The sequence below is a fragment of the Mycobacterium sp. NGS66 genome (assembly GCF_059812225.1).
Map to the genome: position 1 here is coordinate 1 of NZ_JCALCG010000004.1, position 20,927 is coordinate 20,927.

Annotated in this window: 16 protein-coding genes; 7 read left to right on the top strand and 9 right to left on the bottom strand. The window is 66.1% G+C overall.

The annotated features are described in order from the left end of the window. From AC5Y2L_RS09985 to eccB, 3 genes are all read right to left on the bottom strand, one after another. On the bottom strand, positions 1-138 hold a 138-nt coding region (locus AC5Y2L_RS09985), incomplete at its 3' end, for a PPE domain-containing protein (protein WP_499935768.1). A gap of 555 nt (positions 139-693) precedes the next feature. Further along, on the bottom strand, positions 694-4,860 hold the full coding sequence (gene eccCa, locus AC5Y2L_RS09990) for a type VII secretion protein EccCa (RefSeq protein WP_499935477.1): 4,167 nt from the start codon (positions 4,858-4,860) through the stop codon (positions 694-696). Next, complete coding sequence (gene eccB, locus AC5Y2L_RS09995; RefSeq protein WP_499935478.1) at positions 4,857-6,371, bottom strand: type VII secretion protein EccB; 1,515 nt, start codon at positions 6,369-6,371, stop codon at positions 4,857-4,859. The genes eccCa and eccB overlap by 4 nt, the downstream gene beginning before the upstream one ends. 356 nt (positions 6,372-6,727) lie before the next feature. Here eccB and malQ point away from each other — a divergent pair, with 356 nt between their 5' ends. The 3 genes from malQ to AC5Y2L_RS10010 all read left to right on the top strand — a co-directional run bounded on the left by malQ (position 6,728) and on the right by AC5Y2L_RS10010 (position 11,356). Next, positions 6,728-8,902: a 4-alpha-glucanotransferase gene (gene malQ / locus AC5Y2L_RS10000; RefSeq protein WP_499935479.1), complete on the top strand. Its 2,175-nt coding sequence runs from the start codon at positions 6,728-6,730 to the stop codon at positions 8,900-8,902. A 329-nt stretch (positions 8,903-9,231) separates the two neighbouring features. Further along, positions 9,232-10,977, top strand: coding sequence for a molybdopterin-dependent oxidoreductase (locus AC5Y2L_RS10005; RefSeq protein WP_499935770.1), 1,746 nt, complete (start codon positions 9,232-9,234; stop codon positions 10,975-10,977). Between the two features lie 64 nt (positions 10,978-11,041). Next, entirely contained in the window at positions 11,042-11,356 is a 315-nt protein-coding gene (locus AC5Y2L_RS10010) for a LapA family protein (protein ID WP_499935480.1), read from the top strand. Here the strand turns inward: AC5Y2L_RS10010 and AC5Y2L_RS10015 are convergent. The 3 genes from AC5Y2L_RS10015 to AC5Y2L_RS10025 all read right to left on the bottom strand — a co-directional run bounded on the left by AC5Y2L_RS10015 (position 11,331) and on the right by AC5Y2L_RS10025 (position 12,820). Beyond that, the gene (locus AC5Y2L_RS10015; RefSeq protein WP_499935481.1) at positions 11,331-11,696 is read right to left on the bottom strand and encodes a hypothetical protein; all 366 of its coding nucleotides are present in this window, start codon (positions 11,694-11,696) and stop codon (positions 11,331-11,333) included. The two genes, AC5Y2L_RS10010 and AC5Y2L_RS10015, sit on opposite strands and share 26 nt — an antisense overlap. 33 nt (positions 11,697-11,729) lie before the next feature. Next, entirely contained in the window at positions 11,730-12,158 is a 429-nt protein-coding gene (locus tag AC5Y2L_RS10020; RefSeq protein WP_499935482.1) for a type II toxin-antitoxin system Rv0910 family toxin, read from the bottom strand. 98 nt (positions 12,159-12,256) lie between these two features. After that, the gene (locus AC5Y2L_RS10025; protein WP_499935484.1) at positions 12,257-12,820 is read right to left on the bottom strand and encodes a hypothetical protein; all 564 of its coding nucleotides are present in this window, start codon (positions 12,818-12,820) and stop codon (positions 12,257-12,259) included. Positions 12,821-13,053: 233 nt separating this feature from the next. Between AC5Y2L_RS10025 and AC5Y2L_RS10030 the strand changes: the two genes are divergently transcribed. Beyond that, entirely contained in the window at positions 13,054-14,937 is a 1,884-nt protein-coding gene (locus tag AC5Y2L_RS10030) for a DUF4407 domain-containing protein (RefSeq protein ID WP_499935485.1), read from the top strand. Positions 14,938-14,976: 39 nt separating this feature from the next. Here the strand turns inward: AC5Y2L_RS10030 and AC5Y2L_RS10035 are convergent, their stop codons facing one another. Further along, positions 14,977-16,200: a cytochrome P450 gene (locus AC5Y2L_RS10035; protein ID WP_499935486.1), complete on the bottom strand. Its 1,224-nt coding sequence runs from the start codon at positions 16,198-16,200 to the stop codon at positions 14,977-14,979. 184 nt (positions 16,201-16,384) lie between these two features. On the opposite strand from AC5Y2L_RS10035, the gene AC5Y2L_RS10040 reads away from it, so the two are divergent. Then, positions 16,385-16,933, top strand: coding sequence for a TetR/AcrR family transcriptional regulator (locus AC5Y2L_RS10040; protein WP_499935488.1), 549 nt, complete (start codon positions 16,385-16,387; stop codon positions 16,931-16,933). 67 nt (positions 16,934-17,000) lie between these two features. Here the strand turns inward: AC5Y2L_RS10040 and AC5Y2L_RS10045 are convergent, their stop codons facing one another. Together AC5Y2L_RS10045 and AC5Y2L_RS10050 are read right to left on the bottom strand one after the other, a co-directional pair. Continuing rightward, complete coding sequence (locus AC5Y2L_RS10045) at positions 17,001-17,291, bottom strand: ANTAR domain-containing protein (protein WP_499935489.1); 291 nt, start codon at positions 17,289-17,291, stop codon at positions 17,001-17,003. 188 nt (positions 17,292-17,479) lie between these two features. Then, a complete protein-coding gene (locus AC5Y2L_RS10050) occupies positions 17,480-18,694 on the bottom strand; it encodes a M28 family metallopeptidase (protein ID WP_499935491.1) in 1,215 nt (404 codons plus the stop codon). 331 nt (positions 18,695-19,025) lie between these two features. Between AC5Y2L_RS10050 and AC5Y2L_RS10055 the strand changes: the two genes are divergently transcribed. Both AC5Y2L_RS10055 and AC5Y2L_RS10060 read left to right on the top strand, forming a co-directional pair. Further along, entirely contained in the window at positions 19,026-19,889 is an 864-nt protein-coding gene (locus AC5Y2L_RS10055) for a mycofactocin-coupled SDR family oxidoreductase (RefSeq protein WP_499935492.1), read from the top strand. A gap of 94 nt (positions 19,890-19,983) precedes the next feature. Beyond that, a complete protein-coding gene (locus AC5Y2L_RS10060) occupies positions 19,984-20,922 on the top strand; it encodes a thiamine pyrophosphate-dependent dehydrogenase E1 component subunit alpha (protein WP_499935772.1) in 939 nt (312 codons plus the stop codon). Positions 20,923-20,927: the final 5 nt, after the last annotated feature.

Genomic DNA, 20,927 nt, shown 5'->3' on the forward strand with positions numbered 1-20,927 from the left:
ATAACCGCGGGCGGCGGTATCCCACTCTGCGGCCAGCCCGTCCCACCCGGCCGCGGCCGCCAGCATCGGCCCCGCCCCCGGACCGGCATACATCCGACCCGAATTGACCTCCGGCGGCAATAACCCGAAGTCGAACAACACCCCTCCTCAACCGGTCAAGATCACGTGGCTGCCGCTGTCGCCGCGTATGGCGCCGTCGGCTTGCTGGCGACGCGGTCACAAATGGCGGTCGACAATTCGGCGGCAACTGGAATTTTGGCGACAGCGCCACCAGCATTTCGGTATCTCACGAACGAAATGCGCATTCTGCCTCGACAACTCGCATCCACAACATCGCCGGTTGCGAGATTAGATGGCCGCAGCGCGCCACGCCGCGCGCAACGCCAACAATTCATTCGCGGCTAATTAAGGGCCAACCGCTGTTCATCCATCGGCCACTCCCGATTTACGAAGCCGGGCGTCCGGAGCGATTATGACCTGCAGAAACTTTCGATCATCGGCTGCGGCCAATTGACGACAAACGTGGCCGGAAGAAACCGACGCGTAACCATCAGTTCGCCTGAAATTCGGGCGCAATTAAGAAATAGGAATTGAAATCCATGCCGCGGGTGGCCCGCTTGCGTTATGCCGAAGATCGGCGAACGCCGGGACCCGATGGTCGGGTCCCGGCGCCGATACCGCTCAGCCCAACGGTTAGCGCCGCACCTCGGTCGCGGCGACCTGCACGAACACGCCGGTGTCCTCGGCCATCAGCAGACCGCGGCCGCGGGGCAGCGGACCGCCCTTCATCTTGCCGCGGATGAAGCCCTCGTCGGGGTCGGCGTCCATCACCAGCAACGGCGCATTCGCCTGGTGCAGGGCGCGCAGCAGCGGGTCGCTGCCCGCCGAAGACCAGCCACCGAAGGTGCGGGTGACAATCACATGCAACCCGACATCCGCGGCCCTGGTCACCCAGGGAGCGGCCTTATGCAGCGGCGAGTCGAAACCGGCCGGCAGCTGCTGGATGTCGTCGACGATCAGGAAGATCTCCGGACCGCTCCACCAAGACCGCGACAACAGCTCCGCCGCGGACAAACCGGGCGGTGGCTCACGTCCGGCCAACACCGCGGCCAGTTCGCCCATCATCGCCTGAACACCGTCGAGGTTGTAGGCGAACTTCTCCACATATTCGGAGCCCAGCGCGGTCAGCAGCTGGCGACGCGGGTCTACCAGCCAGACCTGGGCGGACGGCGTGCCCGCCGGTGGCGGCGACGCGGTGCTGGCCCCGGGGGCGTACAGCCGGCCGATTTCGGACATGATGGTGGCCAAGGTCGTGGTTCGACCACATTCGCGTCGGCCGGTGACCATCAGGTGCGCGTTCTCGGCAAAGTTGAGGTAGACCGGTTGCAAGTCCAATTCCGATATCGCCCAAGCGATTCCGCCGACGCCGACGCCTTGGCGGGTGTCCCGGGCAGCGAGCTCACGGACTTGCTCCACGCCGAACCGGGCCGGTAGCCGGCGCACCGGGGGCGCATGCCCGATCGCAAGCCGGCTGACCGCTGCCACCACGCTGTCGGATTCGAAGACGTTTTCGGCAGTGGCGCCCAACGCGGGCCGGGCCACCAGGGTGTGCAGGCCCGCTTGCGGGTCGCTGTCGAGGCGAACGTAGTTGACGGCGACCATGCCGCGCCCCGGCTTGACCGGAACCTCTTTGGCGAACCGGGACCGCACCAACTTGGCGTCTTCGACGGCGGCCAAACGCAATTCGACGCGGGAGCCGAAACCGCTACGCACCGGGGGCCGCAGCTCCGACTCGCGATCGGCGCTGACCACCACGTGCACGCCGAATGACGGGCCCTGGTTGATGATCAGGTTCACCTGCTCGATCAGCACCTCGTTCTCTTCGGCCAGCGCCCGGTAATTGTCGATCACCAGGTAAACGTCGCCGAACCCGTCGTTGGGCACCGGACCGGGCTCGCCGCCGAACTTGCGGCGCCGGAACATCTCCATCGACGCGATGCCGTATTCGAGGAAGCTGCGTTTGCGCTCGCGGACCAACGCCAACAGTTCGGCCACCGTCCGGCGCACGCCGTACGGGTCGGTCGGGCCGGCCACCTCACCGACGTGCGGCAATTGGGCGACCGTGGTCAGCGCCGTGCTGCTGTACGCCAGGCAGTAGAACTGCACCTGTTCGGGAGTGTGGGTCAGGGCGGCCGAGCAGATCAGTGTCTGCAGCGCAGTCGTCTTGCCCGACCCGCCGGCGCCCAGGATCAGCACGTTGGCACCGGGGCCGGAGGTGTCCACCGTCCACGGCGGCTGGTCGTGCTTGAACGGCCGGTCGATGATCCCGATCGGGAAGATCAGGTTTCGCGCCGAGCCGTAGTCCTTCTGCCACGGGTGGCCGAGGAACCGGTTAACCAAGTCGTCGATGGCGATGGGCGTGGTCAGCGGCGGTTGCCAGAGCCGGTACGGCTCGAACTGGATCTTGCGTAGCTGATCGATGATCACCGTGCCGACCTTCGGCGTCCGGATCCCTTCCTCGTCCTCGTCTTCCTCGACTTCCTCGGCCTCGCGCACCTCGCCATTGCCCAGGACGGGCCGCTCCACCTCGGGGCCCCCGACGCTCACTTCCAGCGGAGTGAACGAGTTGGTGAACAACTGCGGGCGAACGTAGTCGATGCTGTGGACCAGGGCCGGCGCTTCCTCGCCGTCGATGGTGACCCCGCGCGGGTAGTAGTCCCGCCACAGGAACTCGGCCTGGAACCGGATGATGTCCTCGAGACTCTTGCGGAAGTATCCCAACCCGGCCTGCGCCGGCAGGTTGACCGCGTTGGGCACGCCGGCCGCCTGCGCGGCACCGGCGGTGCGCGCTTTCAGCACCAAGCGGTAACCCATGTTCTCCATGAGCTTTTCCGCTCGGCTCTCAATGGTCTGCGACGCCATCATCAGGTGGATCCAGTAGGCGCGGCCCTGACGGCCGATCGAGTCCAGGACGTCGACCGCCGTGGGCATGATGCGGAACCATTCGTAGAACTCGTCGATGACCACCACGAGCATCGGCAGTGGGGGCATGTCCTGACCGCGTGCGCGCATCCGGGCGCGCACCGCGTTGTATTCCTTGGCGTCGTCGACGCCGGCGCTGTCGCATACCGCCTTGCGGCGGGCGATCTCACCCCACAGCGCGTCCAGGAACCGCTCCATCAGCGCCTGGTCTTCTTCGAGGTCGGTGATGATCCGCGAAACGTGCGGAACGCCGGCGAACGGCTTCACCGCGGACCCACCCTTGAGGTCGGCCAAAACGAACTGCAGTTCCTCCGGCGGGTGCCCGAGCATCATCGATTCGATCACCGTCCGCACCAGCGTCGACTTACCCGAACCCGTCGTACCCGACATGACTCCGTGCGGGCCGTCGCCGCCTTCGTCGAGGGATTTCATGTCCAAGAACAGCAGTTCGCCGTTGTCGGACCGGTTACCGAACGGCGCGCGCAACCGAGACCGGCCCATGGTGTCGGTCCGGTTACCCCACAACGCGTTGAAGTCGATGTTCGCCGGATCGTCAATTCCGTAGTAGGACAAGATGTCTCGGGCACCGATCTGGGTAACCCGCTGACCGATCTCCTCATAGGCCTCAGCCAGGCGCCAGCGTGCCAGCTTCTGCGCGAACTCTTCGGCCTCTGCCCCGCTGAGGTGGTCGGTAAGGGCGAAGAACCAAGGCTTGTCGTCGATCACCATCCAGGTGTCGCGGTCCCGGGGCAGCGTCTCGATGACGCCCCTTTCGTCGAACCGCAACGTCCGCTCCGGGACGGCAGTCCACATCGACGATCCGGTCAGGTCGAAGAAGGTGACCCCGTCCACACCCTCGGCGCTGATCACGTACTCCCACTGGGGATCGGTGACATCGGCGATGATGACGTGGTGGGGCGTCGGGGTCTGCGCCGACGAACTGGCGTGCCGCGGCGTGAAAGACCCACGGCCGGCGAACAATTCGGCTTGCTCCGCGGCGAATTCCCGCACCGAGCTGTAGACCATCCGCGCATTACCCGCCGCGTCCTGACGCTTGGGGTCACCGAAATGCGGAAGCCATTTGACCCAGTCCCATTCCTCCAGATCGGAACTGACGACGATCATCTGCACGTGGTCGGGACCGTGGGAGAACGACAACTGGCAGATGATCGAGCGCATCAACCCCAACACCTGCTCGCGTTCGCCGATCAGCGAATACCAGGGCTCGACCAGCAGCGAAACCATCTTCGGCAGGTTGTATACGACGCTTTGATAGCGGCCGAATTCCTGCAGCGCCTTACCGGTCACCGGCTCCAACTCGATGTCGGTCGGCATGTTCTGCGGCTCGCCCCAGGTCACCTCGGGACGCGTCATGCCCACCCCGACGCGGACCACACCGAAGTTGAGGTCTTTGCCGTCGGGCTTGCGCTCCCACATCCGCGACGACCCGACCGCCGCCGCCAGCGTGTTGGGCGCCGGGTGGAACCACCGGTAGTTGGCGTCCATGCTGTCGGCCGACTCGTGCGCCGTCTCGCGCAGCATGTCCAGCATCAACATGAACTGGGCCCGCATCGAGTCCAGCTTCGGCCGGCTCATCTGCTGCTGGCCGCCGAACCGGCCGCCGAACATCATCATGGCGACGCCACCGACCATGAAGATCGGGAAAATCGCGCCGGCGCCACCGAACACGCGCGAGCCGCTGCCGAAGACCATTGCGACCATGCCGATCAGCAGCCCGATCACCAGGACGCCGACGATGATCAGCCACACCGGCTTGCCCTCCGGCGGAGGAACGCTCAGCGGCGTTGGCAGGACGATGTTCTCCGGCTTGATTACCGGCGGCTTCTCCGGTGTCGGCCGGGCAAAACCACGTTTCACTTGGGTACCACCAATTCTTGAGGTGTCATGTCCATCGGTAGGGTGTCGTGTTCCACCAGCGCATCAGCGCGCGACAGCGTCGGACCCTGCGGCAGCAACCGCAGCGCCACCCACGGCGCCAGGCTCGGCTGCAAGGTCAAGCCCAACGCCTCACGTGCTTGCCTGTTGTCGTCGACCCCGAAACGCGCACCCGCATCGGTGATCCACCACAGGGATTCTTTTGTCTGCGCTCCCGGGTGGTTGCCCGTGACTACGACGAAGTTGGCGTAGTCCGGGCCGAAGTAAACCTGGTCCGCTGCCATCGCATCGGCCTTGACCAGCTTTACCACTCGCTTCGTGTTGCTCGCCGGAATCGGGATGGTGGGTCCGGACACCACCTGGACGCGGGACCGGGACTCCCCTGCGCTGCGCTCCCACCACCAACAGGTCGACGGGTTCTCCCGGATGTCCACCACTTCTAGCGGGTTGTCCGGATACGACGAGAGATCGAGCTTGTTGACCACCGGCATCTTTGCCAAATCAGCCGGTTGCACCGTCACCGGCTTGCCGTTTCCAGGGCCGCCGGCGTTCTGCAGAATTTGGGCGACCAGCGTCGGCAGCGTTTGTACGCCATCGGTCAAAACCAGCGAATACTGTTGCGGCCCACTGATTTGCGGCGTGACGAGTATGGTGCCCACGGGTCCGGGAGCTCCCGGGAACGCCGCGGGGGCATTCAGGTTGGGCACGTCCGGCACCACCAATTCGGGTCCGACCGGCAGCGCGTCGAACAACGCTCGGCTCATCGGCTTGGCCTGGCTGACCTGCTCCGGCGTCAACCCGAGCGGCAACAAGACCGCCCGGTTCGTCGGGTCAACCCGCGAACGCTTTCCCTGGCGGATCACCCACGCGTCCCCGCCGTAGCTGAGCACCGTCGCGTCCGACCCGGTCAGTACCCGTCGGTGGCCGCTGAGGTCCGGGGCGCCGTCGATCACCGTCACCGTCACCCCCTGCGATGCGCCGGCACCGGTAGACGTGGCCACGGTGTCGCAGACCAACCAGGACGACGCCGCCGGCGCCTTGGGCGCGAACGACGACGGTGCACCGGGGATGCCCACCAGCGGACCGTGCGGCAGGGTCGCTATCTGGCTGCCGCGGACCAGGTGCGGGTTGTCCGGACGCCCGGTTATCAACCGTGCCGAGGCCAAGTTCAGCGCCGGGTACAACCGGTCTCCGACCCGGACATAAAGCGCGCCGGAGTCGCGGTCGGCAATGATCGGCGATTCGCTCAGTTGCCCGGACGGGCTGATGAACGACCACAGCAGCGCCCCCAGACAAATGACGATTGCCGCCGAAACCGAGGCCACCACCGCCAATATCTGGCGTCTGCCGGGTTCGACCTCCATGCGGACTCGCCACCGGGTCAATGCCATCGCCGTGCGGCGGGCCAAAAACTGGTAACCGCTTACCTGGGTTTTAGTCGACAGCCCGAGGCCGTAGCCCGACCCACGTCGCCCGCGACTCTCATCCGCCACGTTTATTCACCGTCCGGTTTGGTATAGCGCTTGGATATTGACCTGGCATTTCGCCCGGATTTCCGTCTCGCCATTCATAGCGAGCGCAAATCACATCGATAACCGTAAGGCACCCGCACAGACCTCGCCACGCGACAGCGCACGCATCTTTGTGGGCACCGTGTTGCGACGACGAATCGGCTGCCTTTCGATTGAGAGCTCCGGCGCCAGTCTGTCCGTCCCCCGCTGGATTGTTGGCCCTTCATGGGCCCTTCATGGGGCCCTTTAAAGGCCCATGAAAGGCATGGTAGCGACTGTCGGCCGAAACGGCTCACCCACTTCGCCGCCGGTCCGGTGCGGGACGCAAGATGGGCGTCATGAGTGAGCTCGCGCCCTCGCTGGTGGAACTTGCCCGGCGATACAGCATCGCGACCGAATATGAGGACTGGGCCGGCCGGCAGGTGCGCGTCTCCGAGACCACGCTGGTGGCTGTTCTCGGTGCGCTCGGCGTGGCAGCCGGGACCGAAGAGGACCGCAACGCGGCGCTGGCCGCGCACGTGCGGTCCTACTGGGCTCGCCCGATGCCGGCGACCATCGTCGCCCGGTCGGGCGAACAGGCACGGTTCTGGGTGCATGTGGACCACGGGAGTCCCGCCGACGTGTGGCTGCAACTCGAGGACGGCTCTGTTCGCGATGACGTGCAGCAGGTCGACAACTTCACCCCCCCGTTCGACCTGGACGGCCGCTGGGTCGGTGAGGCCAGCTTCATGTTGCCCAATAACCTGCCGCTGGGCTATCACCGGGTGTGCCTGCGCTCGGGCGACTCCGAGACCAGCACCGCGCTCATCGTCACCCCCGATTGGCTGGGGCTGCCCGAGCGGCTTGGTGCTCGCCGCGCCTGGGGCCTGGCCATCCAGCTGTACAGCGTGCGGTCTCGCCAGTCGTGGGGCGTCGGCGACCTCACCGATTTGGCCGACCTCGCCGTGTGGTCCGCAGCCCGGCACGGCGCCGAGTATTTGCTGGTCAACCCGCTGCACGCGGCCACCCTGACATCGCCGATGGAGCCGTCACCGTACCTGCCGACCTCGCGACGGTTCGTCAACCCGCTTTATCTTCGCGTTGAGGCAATCCCCGAGTTCGCCGACCTGCCCAGGCGCGGGCGGGTCCGGCGGCTGCGCTCCGACGTTCAACGGCACGCCGCCGAGCTGGACGCGATCGACCGCGACAGCGCCTGGACCGCCAAGCGCACCGCACTCGAGCTGGTGTACCGGGTGCCGCGGTCGGCGGGACGTGAGCTCGCCTACGCCGCGTTCCGTGAGCGGGAGGGCCGTGCCCTCGACGACTTCGCCACCTGGTGCGTGCTGGCCGAGGAATACGGTGGCGACTGGCACCAGTGGCCGGAGTCGCTGCAGCACCCTGCGCGTCGCCGGGTCGCGGCTTTCGCCGAAAAGCACTCCGACGCCATCGATTTCCACCGCTGGCTGCAGTGGCAGCTCGACGAGCAACTCGCCGCAGCGCAGTCGCAGGCGGTCCGGGCCGGCATGGCTTTGGGCGTCATGCACGATCTGGCCGTCGGCGTGCACCCGGACGGCGCGGACGCCTGGGCGCTGCAGGACGTGCTGGCGCTGGGCGTGACCGCAGGCGCCCCTCCGGATGAGTTCAATCAGCTCGGCCAGGACTGGTCGCAGCCACCCTGGCGGCCGGATCGGCTCGACGAGCAGGAGTACGGGCCCTTTCGCGCGCTGATCCGCGCGGTGCTGCGGCACGCCGGCGGTGTCCGCATCGATCACATCATCGGGCTGTTCCGGCTGTGGTGGATTCCCGAGGGCGCACCCCCAACCCAAGGCACCTACGTGCGCTACGACCACGACGCGATGATCGGCGTCGTTGCCTTAGAGGCGCACCGGGCCGGCGCGGTCGTCGTCGGAGAGGATCTCGGCACCGTCGAGCCGTGGGTGCGGGACTACTTATTACTCAGGGGACTGCTGGGGACGTCGATTCTGTGGTTCGAGCTGGATCGGGACGGCACGGGCGGCCCACTGCCCGCCGAACGCTGGCGCGAGTACTGCCTGTCGTCGGTCACCACCCACGATCTGCCGCCTACCGCGGGATATCTGGCCGGCGATCATGTGCGGCTGCGGGATTCCCTGGGGTTGCTGACCCGGCCGGTAAACGAGGAACTGCAGTCCGATCGCGCCGAACTGGCTGCCTGGATGGCCGAGTTGCGCCGCGTCGGGCTGTTGCCGCAGGGCGCTGACGACGATCCAGCGGACGCAGAACAAGTCATCTTGGCCCTTTATCGCTACCTGGGCCGAACGCCGTCGCGGCTGTTGGGGGTGGCCTTGACCGATGCGGTCGGTGACCGGCGGACGCAGAATCAGCCCGGCACCACCGACGAATACCCGAACTGGCGGATTCCGCTGACCGGGCCGGACGGTCGTGCGGTGATGCTCGAGGATGTGTTCACCGATCGCCGGGCAGCCGAGTTGGCCGAAGCCGTTCTCGCTCAGATCGGGCCGCGACCGGCCGAATCCAGCGTCGTAGAGGCCTGACGGACATCGGCGTGGCGGCTCCTCGCAGGAGACTATGCCAAAACTCACAGCCGACCCTTAAAAACCGCATGTGCGGAAATAACTGGCGTCTGTTTATGCGGTTGCGGTTCTAGCACGCGCACCTATGGCCGTTTCTCGGCCGTCGCGGCGGAAACCGTCCCGAATGTTGCTCGCCGGTGGCGGCGACCCGGTCGTCGGGCCCAGTGGGGCCAGGTTTATCCAAGTCAATCGGTGGTATTTTTCGCCAAGTGACGAACACCGAACGTCAAGGCGCAGAAGCGTATGCCGATTCCGCCCAGGCCCCCCAAAGCTCAGTCTCGACACGAACAATAGGCACGCCGCTGGCAACCGACCCGGGTTTCCGCAGCGAGATTCACGAAGCCGAAGACACCATCGATGTGGAAAGCTACGGCGGCGGATTCGACCTCACCCGCCGGGCGACGGCGCCGCGACTGCGGGTTGGCCGCGACAAGTGGTTCAACCTGCTGTGGCTGATCCCGATCGGCTTCGCGCTGCTGGTCGCGGCGGTCGCCATCGGCCGCGGTCTGTACAACATGCCCTCGGTGCAAGCGTTCATCCAGCGTTATCCGGGCGTCGACGCGCACGCCAAGACCCCCGGTATCCCCGCCTGGCTTGGCTGGACACACTTTTTCAACCTGTTCATGATGACTTTCATCATCCGGACCGGCATCCAGATCCTGTGTGACCATCCCCGGCTCTACTTCAGCCGTAACGCCACGCCCGGAAAAGACGAGTGGTTGCGGGTCGGTCCGCCGGTGCCCGACGACGAGCTGTGGACCGCCAACGCCGACACCGTCGCGCTGCCGCCGCATTTCGGCCTGCCCGGGTTCCGGCACTCCATTGGGCTGGCGCGCTGGTGGCATCTGGGCGTCGACGTCCTGTGGCTGCTCAACGGCGCGGTGTTCTACGTTCTGCTGTTCACCACCGGACAATGGCGGCACATCGTGCCGACCAGCTGGGACGTGTTCCCCAACGCGGCGTCGGTGGCGATCCAATACCTGTCCGTGGAGCACTGGCCGACCGACAACGGGTGGGTGGCCTACAACGCCATGCAGGTGCTGGCGTACTTCACCACGGTGTTCATCGCCGCCCCTGCCGCCCTGATCACCGGACTGGGCATGTCGCCTGCGCTTTCTCAGCGGGTGCACTGGCTGAGCAAGCGGCTGAGCATTCAGCATGCGCGTTCGCTGCATTTCCTGGTCCTGGCATACTTCTTGTTCTTCATCCTGGTGCACGTCACGCTGGTGTTCTCCACCAGCGCGCTGAAGAACCTCAACCACATGTTCGCCGCCCGCGACGACAACAGCTGGATGGGTTTCTGGATCTTCGCCCTGGCGATGGTCGTCACCGCGGTCGCCTGGGTGTGGGCCACTCCGTTCACAATTCGCCATCCCCGCGTCGTCCAGCGTGTCGGGTACGCGCTCGTAGGCCCGTTCCAGCGCGTGCTCGAGCGGCTGGATCCCAAGCCCGGGGCATTCACCGAAGAGGACATTTCCCCGCACCACTGGCGCAACGGCCGTCTGCCGGAAACCGTCGAGTACAAAGAGCTGGAAAAGAACGACTTTCGCGACTGGCGGCTGAAGGTCTACGGTCTCGTCGAGCACCCCATGGAGTTCTCGCTCGAGGACTTGAAAGCGCTGCCCTACCACGACCAGATCAGCCAGCACTTCTGCATCCAGGCCTGGTCGGGAGTGGCGAAATGGGGTGGCGTGCAGATGAAAACGATCATGGATATCGTCAAGCCACTGCCGGAAGCGAAATGGGTGGTGTTCTACTCGATGGGCCTGGGCGCCACCGGCGGTATCTACTACAACGCCCACCACATCGGCCAGATGGATCACCACATGACGATGTTGGCCTACAACATGAACGACCAGCCGCTGCCCTACATGCACGGCAAGCCGCTGCGGCTGCGCAACGAGTTGCAGCATGGCTTCAAGCTGGTCAAGTGGATCAAGGGAATCGAGTTCGTCGCCGACTACCGCGACATCGGGAGCGGTTACGGCGGCTACAGCGAAGACCACAAATACTTCGGGCGGCACCAGACGCTGTAATCCGTTTGTCCAGAGGGCTTTTCGGGTAGCCGGTTGGCAACCGGCTCAACACGAGGAGGCGCTCATGGGAGACACCTCGCGCGGCCTCGGGAAACCTGCCCGTGCCGGCGGTGCCCACCGGAAAGACGACGAGTCGGTCGATGACGTGGAGCGGATCCCGAGAATCGTCGCGGTAGGCGCTGCCGTCGTGGTGTTCGTGGTGGGGCTGACCAATTTCGCGTTCGGTCAGGTTGGTCTCGGTGTCGCAGCGGTGAGCCTCGGACTGCTGGTCTTCGGGGCCGGCTTGAGCTGGGTTGCCATGGAACGCAGGCGAATTCGCCAAGCAGAGCGGGATGGTCGCCATCCGGGCAATCCTATTGCGCGGGGCAGACCTGCCTGAGCCAGTCGTCAAGCACCTTGTAGTTCTTCGGATAGTCCGGGTCATCGAAGTGGGCACCGCCGGTGCCGACGAAGTGTTGAATCGCGGCTTGCACCGCTGCCGGTGGGCCATAACTCGCAAGGGTGTTCGCGGCTCGGCGTGCGCCGTCGTTGTCCGACGCGGTCAACAGGTCCACATTCGCATCGTTGACGTCGGCACACTGACGAGAAGTCAGGGGTCCGACCGGAACCGGCCCGGCCGCGCTTGCACCCGACATCCTGCCGCCCGAGCAGCCCGCTATCAGCGTGGCGCTGACCAGGACAGCCGCCAGCAGCTGCCGCGTTGACGTGCGAACTCCCACCCCGGTGATCCTGCCGCATCGCAGCAGCGGCGCCTACTGCAGGGCGGAGAGGTTTTTGATCGACTTACGAACATCGGACCGCAGCACCCTGGCCACCAGGTTTCCGATCGGCCCGTTCAGCAGGCCGCCGCTCAGCTCGGCGACCAGATGGAAGGTGGATCCCGGATGGTCGTCGGTGACGCTCATCGACAGCGCGATGCGAATTCCGCCTCGGCCGCGACCTTGCAGCTCAATGGTTTTCGGCTCGTCGTACCGGGTGACCGTCCAATGGATGATGTTACGGAAGCCTTTGACCTTGATCAGCGAGGAAATGCAGACGCCTTCCTCGATCGTCGCCGGCACCTCGCTGCGCCACCCGCCGAAAATGGTCATCCATTCGTCGAATCGACCCAGGTCGGAGGCCAGCTTCCAGGCGGACGCCGGCTCCAGCTTCGATGACGTCGAAACGTCTACTCGTGCCATGTCTTTCCGTCTCTGATCGGTGATGCTGGTCAAACGCCGTCCGGCTCGCATACCCGCCCGCGCGGGTCCGAAAACGCGGCGTACGCCGCATTGGGAAGTCAGGGGTTGTCCCAGGTGGTCTCCAGCTGGTGTGCCACGTCGATGATTTGTGCGGCCTGCGACTGCGGCGCGTCGATTTCATCGGCGACGTAATGGGCGATGAATCGCCGGATTTCGCCGTCGACGCCTGCGAGGATGCGCAACACCTCACCGCGGATGGATTTGGACGACACGTTGACGGTGATGTCGGAGGGTCGCGGCTTCGCCACCTCGACGATCAAGATCAGCGGCTTGGCCGCCCGCGCGGTGGCGCGCAGCGCGATGTCGCCCGTGACGGTGAAGCGCTGCTTGTCCAGCCGCAGATCGAGGAGCAGATCGATGGACAAGGGGATGTGGATCACGAACGTGATGGTGTCGCCGAGGCGGCGGGTGACCTGCGGGTCCTTGACTTTGACGTTGGCGCTGACTTTGGCGATACCCCCGGGCCCCTGGGCGATGGGCTCCATGGCGAACTCGGTGCCCGCGAAATCGGCGAATGCGGCGGCCACCCGTTCCGGGGTGACGGCGGTCTCGAAAAATCTACGGCCGAACTCTTCATAGGTAACGTAGTCGTAGTTTTGCATAGGCTTATACCGTCTCACGCTACTTGCCGTAATGGCTGCTGATCCGCACGCGTGGCAGGTTTTGGGCCGGAATCGGCGCCAGATGGTGCCCGATCACGCCGGGGCGATCCCGGCCGTGTGTGATCTGTCGTGCCATTCCGGAAGTTGTGAAGAACGCCACAAGCGGTCCCGTCGATTCGGTGTGTCGGGTGGCAAGCTGCCAGGCTTGGAGAAACTGGAGGTGTTGGAATCTCATGCGCGCGCATGAATCTGTTGACTCGCGCTCCGCTGAATCCAGGGTGGCCGCATCCGGCGTGGCGGGGCTGCTGACCTGGCTCGGCGGCGGGCACTGGCGTGAGCTCGGCGAGCCTGACGAGCGGTCCACGCACGTTGTGGCCGGTGCGATTGTGCTGTGCGGGGCCGTGCTGGCCTGGCTCGTCGCGAGCGCGGCCGTTCATCAGTCGACACAGTGGCCGATCTGGGCGGTCATCGGCCTGTCGTTGGTGGTCGGCCTGCTGATCGGCACGGTGACCCGCGGCATCGCCGGCGGACCCGCGCGCGGCGTCTCGGGCGTCCTGGGACGCGGAGCGGTTGCGGTTGCCGTCGGCATCATCGTGGGCGAGCTGGCTTCACTCGTGATGTTCTCCGGTTCCATCGACCGCCGTCTCGAGCAGCGAGCCGCGATGAGTGCCGAATCCGCACCGGCGGTGGTGCAGGCGTCGGCGGCACTGGACCGCAGTCGGCACGAGCGCTCTGCGCTGGACGCCGCCGTGGATGCGGCGCGCGGCCGACTGGACAACGCCCTGGTGGTGGCCCGCTGCGAATACCACCCCACACCGGCCTGCCCGCAGACCCGAATCACCGGAGTTCCCGGTGCCGGACCCGAAACCCGAACGGCAAACGACCTTCTGGACGACGCGCGACGCGAGTTGGACGATGCCACGGCCGCTCGCGACCGTTCGGCGCCACGGCTGGACGCCCTGGTCGCGCACGACGAGCAGGCGCTGGCCGAGGCGCGCCACACCGCGATCGCCAACAGCGGTCGCAGCCTGGGTGATCGGTGGGTCGCGCTGAACGACCTCACTCTTGCCAGTGTCGGAGTTTTGCTGCTGCGGCTGCTCACCGTCGCGCTTCTTGCGCTGCTTTACCTGCTGCCGCTGATTCTGCGACGCTGGCGCGGCGAGACGACCCACGATCGCCGGTCGACCGCGCGTGCTGATCGGGAACGCGCCGAACTCGAGGCGGATACCGCCATCGCCATCAAGCGGGCCGAGGTTCGCCGCGAGGCCGAAATCATGTGGGCCGAGCATCAGCTCACCCAGGCGCGCCTCGCCATCGAGGCCCAGCTCGAAATCGACCGCGAGCAGCAACGCCGCCGAGTCGTCGAAGCGCTGGAAGGGCCGAAGCGTCCGGTCCGGGCTTTCTCTGATGTCAAGGCGCAGCACACTTTCGAACCAGTGGAGGAAGACATGTACCTGCCGATCGCTGCCGAAGCCGAGGCCGCCAGTCGCGCAGCTGCCCAATTGCCTGCTGCCGCAAGGGATATCTCGATGGACACGCCGGAGAACTTGCCGGCACCGGCCGAGTCGGTCGGCGAACCGCAGCACGAGCACGACGCGGGCGCAGCCGGAGCCCCGCTGATCCCGTCCATCCCCGACGCCACCAGGGCCGCGGCTCGCTGGATCCGTCCGCTGGTGCCGTCCTTTGTGGCGCGCGCGATCGACAACACCACCCAGCCGCTGCGCACCGCTCGGCAGGTGTTCGAAGAGGTTGAGGAGATCGCGTTTTCGCTCAAGCGCACCCGCAAGGTGACGGTGAACTCGGAAAGCTCTGACCCCGCCGGTTCCTCGCCAGACCCACCGCCGCAGCCCACCGCGAACGAAGACCCGGCTCACAGCAGGCGCATCCCGTCGTCGCGTGACCAGGCAGAGCCCTGGAACGCCGGTAGCTTCGGGGACCACCGCCGGCTTGCTGCCGACGACGGGTACCTGTCGTTGGGCCGGGCGTCGGCCGACGATCGCCGGGGCGCGCCGCTCGACGCGGCAGAACGCGACCGCCGGCGCCAATTGATCGAGCGTGAAGGGCCGACGCAACTTCGGTCACCCGAGGGTCCTCGGCAGCTCCCGCCCGCCCAGTAAGCGCTGGCGACGAAAAGTGTTGTGCTGCTCGTAAACTCGCTATCTGAGGATCAGATCGAGGCGCTCGAGTCGACGCACCAGGAGGCTGGGCAACCATTGGCCGACGTCGGCCATCTCGATCACCGACGTGCGTTCGAGTAGCGTCCGCAACACGATTCGGGCCTCCAGACGGGCCAGCGCGGCACCGACGCAGAAGTGCGCGCCCTTCCCAAAACTGATGTGGCCCTTGGTTCCATCTCGGTCCAGGCGGAATTCCCCGGGCGCTTCGAAGTGGCCGGGATCGCGGTTGGCCGCACCCCACAACAGCAGCAGGTGCGAGTCGGCGGGTAATTCGACCCCGGCCAGTGTGGTGTGCTTGCGCACGTGCCGATAGTGAGCCCGGAACGGTGCCTCATAGCGCAGCGTCTCCTCGATGAATGCTCCTAGCAATTCCGGCTTTTCCCGCACCCGCTGCGCAATGTCGGGTCGGTGCGCAAGCATCCAGGCTGCGCTGCCAAGCAGTGACGCAGTCGATTCGCCGCCGGCCGCGAACAACGTCACCATCATCACCTGTGCTGTGATCATGTCCAGCTCACCCGCCGCACAGGCGGTGGCCAGCTCGCCGAGCAGGTTGTCTTGATGGGCCCTCGCTCCCGACCTTGCCGCGCTGAAGCGCTCGGCGATGTAGCCGCCGAGCTCCAGCACGGCCGCCCGCGCGGCCGCGAGTTGCTCCTCGTTGACCAGGCCTTCGAGCAATTGGGTGGCCGCATAGCCCCACTTCACCAGTCGGTCAACGTCGGTGTCCGGCACCCCGATCAGCCGAGCCACCACCATCATCGGCAGGCGGTTGGCCACGGCGCCCATCCATTCGATGTGCCCGTCATGCAAGCCGTCAGCCAGCAGCCGGTCGGCGGTCTGCGTAGCGAACTCCTCCATCGCACGGATCCGCCGCACCGCCAGGTGGCGGACCAGCAGCTTTCGGTGCAGCGCATGGGCGGGATCGTCGGCGGTGGCCAGTACGTGGGTGGGACCGCCGAGTGGGTCCATCTGGAATGCCTTGATGGTGCCCTCGGGCGTCCAGGTCATCGTCGCAGTCAGGTTGGACGAAAAGTCCTCCGGCCGGCTGACGGCGTCGTTGACGGCATCCCAACCACACACCGCGTAGAACTGCGAGTCGCCGATGCGATGCACCGCCCCCGCGGCCCGCATCTGCTCGTAGAGCGGGTAGGGATCCTGCACAGCATCGGCGCCAAGTAATGCGACCGGATCTTCGACGACGACCATTTCCCCAGGCTGACCGGCGGATGGGCACCCGTCAACGCGGTCGCGAGAAGTTGAGAACCGGCACCGGGCGGCCGGGCGGGCCGAGTCTCACCACGGCGCCCGGACCTGCGACTTCGCTGAGAAAGAATGTCTCATGTGTCTCACTGTGAGAAGCTCGACCCGGTGTTTCCAAGGACGGTGACCGATGCCGCGTGAGGATTGGCTGGTCGGCGGCGACCGGCGAGCGCTCGCCGCTGAGCGTATCTATGCCGCGGCAACCGAACTCATCGCGAAGAAAGGGCTGGACGCGTTCGACATCGACACGCTGGCCGCCCAGGTCCACTGCTCCCGGGCCACCGTCTATCGATACGCCGGCGGGAAAGCCGAGATTCGCGACGCCGTGCTGGCCCGGGCCGCCAGTCGCATCGTCGATGCCATCCGCGCGGATGTCGAGGAGTTGACCGGGCCGGAACGGGTCGTCACCGCAATCATCTTGGCGCTCAGCAGAATTCGATCCGACCCGCTGGGCCAGTTGCTGGTTGGGTCCAGCCGTGCCGCTGACCAAATCTCCACGCTCACGTCATCGCCGCTGCTCACCCGGTTCGCCACCGACCTAGCCGGACTGACTGACGGCGACCCGCAGGCCGCCCAATGGCTGGTGCGAGTGGTGTTGTCGCTGATGTACCTGCCGGCCGACGACGGCGACGCCGAACGCCAACTGGTGCAGCGCTTCGTCGCACCCGCGTTTACCTGAATATTGCTGCGCGCCAGTACTTCCCGATGCTGCCGCCGCGGTACTTCCCCGTTACCGCGGACGTCATTCAACAGGTCGAGACAGCAGGCCGCGCGAACAGTTGGCCCCACTCGTGACGGGCCGCAGACTGCGCTTCGCTGAAGCTGGGTGTCTTCTCGCCTTCGCCGGCCAGGTGGACCAGCGCCCACGCCATCGCGAACACCGGTACCTTGTGACGTAGTGCGGCGCTGTGTAATTCGTCGAACGCGGTCTCCGCCGGGCAGCGCCGCAGACCAATGAGGATGCCGCGAGCGGTGTCCAGAATGCGGCCCGAGTTGTGGCCACTCGACATCTGGGCAGGAACCCAGTTAGCGATCATGAAGTGAATACCTCCTGTTGTGCCCTATCGACGTCGGCACAATTCGAACGACCTCGATCGACCGATAGCGCACTGTGCAATGATTTGCGTTCCAAACGTGTAGTGCCAGACCAACGCCGGAATCGATATGCGCTTGTGACGGTGCTGATATCGGCGGGTGCATCACTCGGCGGCGCGCCAAATCGGGCTCAGCGCACCAACTCCCGCATCACCGCTTCGGCAATCGTCGCGGCGTGGCTGATTGTCTCGTAGACCAGGTTCTCCGGCGTGTCCGACATCAGGTGGTAGTTCGACAGCTCCTTGTGGCGGTCGATCGAAGAGAAGCATGCGGTGGGGTATCGTGCGCGGCTCATCAGCACCGCGTCGGTGCTGTTGCGCGACCGCATCCCTCGGCGCAGCGGCGCGTCGGCCCGCTCGGCCGCGCGGACCACCAGGTCACGGAACGGGCTGTAGTAATAGTCTTCGATCACCGTCGTGCCCTCGCCCTCGAGCATGATCAGCTCCGGCGAGCCGACCGTGTCGAAATTGAGAAAGTATGTCCGGGAGCGGTCCAGCTCGGAGGCATGGCGCGTCAAGAATCCGTAGATACCGCCCTGCAGTATCTCCTCGGCGCCAAGCGAAACCAGCAGCGCCCGCACGCCTTTCACCGGCCGCGCGCGTAACCGCTCGGCAAGCGCGACGATCAGCGCGACGGCAGACAGATTGTCATTGGCTCCCGGAACCACCGGGCTGCGCGCGATGTCGGCGAACACTGCCGCCGCCGCGGCGCTCATCGTCGCGCCGGCGATCATCATTTTGCGGCTGCCGCGCAGGGCACCGGCACCGGCGAGCGCGGGCGCAACAATCGGTGGCCACCAATTGGGCAATGACGTATTCATGCGTTCGGCGATGCCGGGAAATCGCTCGACGAGGAACTGCTGAGGAGCCTGGTTGAAGAACTTGCCGGTGCGCGCCGCGTCGTGGTGTGCGCACACCACGACCGTGTAGTCGCCACCGAGATCGCCCGCTTCGGCCACCACATTCCACGTCGTCCTGGCCTTCTGCGCTCTCCTGCGGGCCACCCGCGGTCCGTTGGAACAATCGTCGGCGATCGCCAGCCCCGCCCCCAGCCCTGCCAGCGCGGCGGGCACCCGCAGGCGGCGGCTGAGCAGGCCGGTGAGTCCGGCCGCCGCCCCGATGGCCGACAGCTTCAAGTGCAGCCGCGGATACCCGTCGAAGAACTGCTCCTCCTCGATTCGGGCGTGCTGCGCGCCCGCCCTACGTAGGCGCTCGACGATCCATTCGGCGGCTTGCCGTTCACCCGGCTCACCGGCAGCGCGCTCGATGGGTGCCAGCGTCTCGACGACCTCACGCATCGTGGCCAGCTCGGTCGGCGGCGCGGTGACCCGACCAGACGGGGTCATGGCAGCTCCTTTCGCGCAGTTTGCCGTTCAGGCGCACACCATCTTCGCAGCAGAGGCCGGGGGGCGTCAGGAGCCGCCCGCCACCGGCACGGCATTCCTTGCTATTTTAGATATTCTAGCTACTGTAGGGGATACAGTAGCCCGGCTGCGGCCGCGCTGCGCCCAAGCCAAGGTCATCAGCGGGGCAGTATTCCGTGGGAGAGATGCGATGGAGCCGACCGTTGATCTGAGCCGGATCCCGATGCTCCGCACCCGTTCCCGTCGTCGAACCCTTTGGGCGCCAACCGCTGTCGTCTGTATCGAGATCGCACGTTGAGGATGGGTTGAGGCGATGGGCAGGGTCGCAGGCAAGGTAGCGGTGATCAGTGGCGCCGCCCGCGGTCAGGGCCGCTCGCACGCGCGACTGCTGGCCGCCGAGGGTGCCGACATCATCGCGGTGGATCTGTGTGAAGACATCGACACCAACGAGTATCCGCTGGCCCGCCCGGAGGACCTCGAGGAGACCGTGCGGCTCGTCGAGAAGGAAGGGCAGCGGGTGTTCAGCGCTATCGCCGACGTCCGCGACCGCCCGGCGCTATCCAAGGCAATCGACGACGGCGTCGCTGAGCTCGGACATCTGGACATCGTGGTCGCCAACGCCGGCATCTGCCCGTTGACGGCGGGCCTACCGCCAAAGGCGTTCGCCGACGCCGTCGACGTGGACCTGGTCGGCGTGCTCAACCTGGTGCACGCCAGCCTCAAACACCTGCAGGCCGGCGCGTCGATCATCGTGATCGGATCGAATGCCGCATTCATGTCGTCGATGAACACCACCGGCATCGACGGCGGCCCCGGCGGGGCGGGCTACGCCTTCGCGAAACTGGCTGCGGCGCATTACGTCAACGACTTCGCCCGGGCCCTGGCGCCGTTCTCCATCCGGATGAATGCGGTGCACCCGACCAACGTCAACACCGACATGCTGCACAGCGCGCCGATGTACCGGGCATTCCGGCCCGACCTGCCCAACCCCACCCGCGAGGATGCCGAACCGATCTTCCCGCTGGTGCAGTCGATGCCCATCCCCTACGTGGAACCCGAGGACATCAGTGAGGCGGTGCTGTTTCTGGCTTCCGACGCGGCGCGCTACATCACCGGTCAGCAGCTCCGCGTCGACGGCGGCGGCTTCCTCAAGGTGAAGCCATGGTCGGGTGGGTGACTATCTTGAAGCGAATCCCCCTGCCCCGCAACGGCACTGGAGAAGAGCAGTGACCCAGGAGCCGCCCGCGGTTCAGCGCCGGCTCTACGAGTTGATGATGCTGATGAAGGCGGCCGACGACCGGCTGTCCAAGGGCATCGGCACCGGCGAGTTCATGTGCGTGTACTGGCCGTCGCGCGGCCAGGAGGCGATCGCCGCCGCGATGGGGGTCGCGCTGCGCCCCGACGACCAGCTGGTGACGACCTACCGCGGCCTGCACGATCTGATCGGCAAGGGCGTCCCGCTCGAGGAGATCTACGGCGAGATGATGGGCCGCACCGTCGGTGCCGGCCGTGGCAAGGGCGGCACCATGCACATCGCCAACCCGGACAAAGGTGTGATGCTCTCGACCGGAATCGTCGGCGCCGGACCGCCGGTGGCGGTGGGCCTGGCGTTGGCCGGCAAACGCAAAGGCCTGGACCGGGTCACGGTGGTAAGTTTCGGCGACGGCGCCACCAACACCGGCTCATTCCACGAGGCGGCCAACATGGCCGCGCTGTGGGATCTGCCATTGGTCTTCGTGTGCCAAAACAATTTGTACGCCGAGATGACGCCGACGTCGGACACCATGAAGCTCGAGCGCGTCGCCGACCGTGCCGCCGGTTACGGCATGCCGGGCGTCCGCGTCGACGGCAACGATCCGCTGGCCGTGAAGTCGGCACTCGATCAAGCGCTGCAGCGGGCGCGTGCCGGTGACGGCCCAACCTTCCTCGAATGCGTGACATTTCGGTTCCGTGGCCACTACTTCGGCGACCGGATGCTCTACATTCCCAAGGATCAGCTGGCCGCCGCGATGGCAGCCGACCCGGTGCCGCGGTTCCGCCGCCACCTCGCGGACACCCGCATCTGCACCGAAGAGGAGTTAGACCGGATCGATGACGACGCCCTGCACACGGTCGAGACGGCGCTGAACACCGTCATGAGCGCCGACCCCGCCGATGCCGATGAACTCGAGCGCGACGTGTATGCGACGCCCATCGGGTTCCCGGTCTGAGGAGT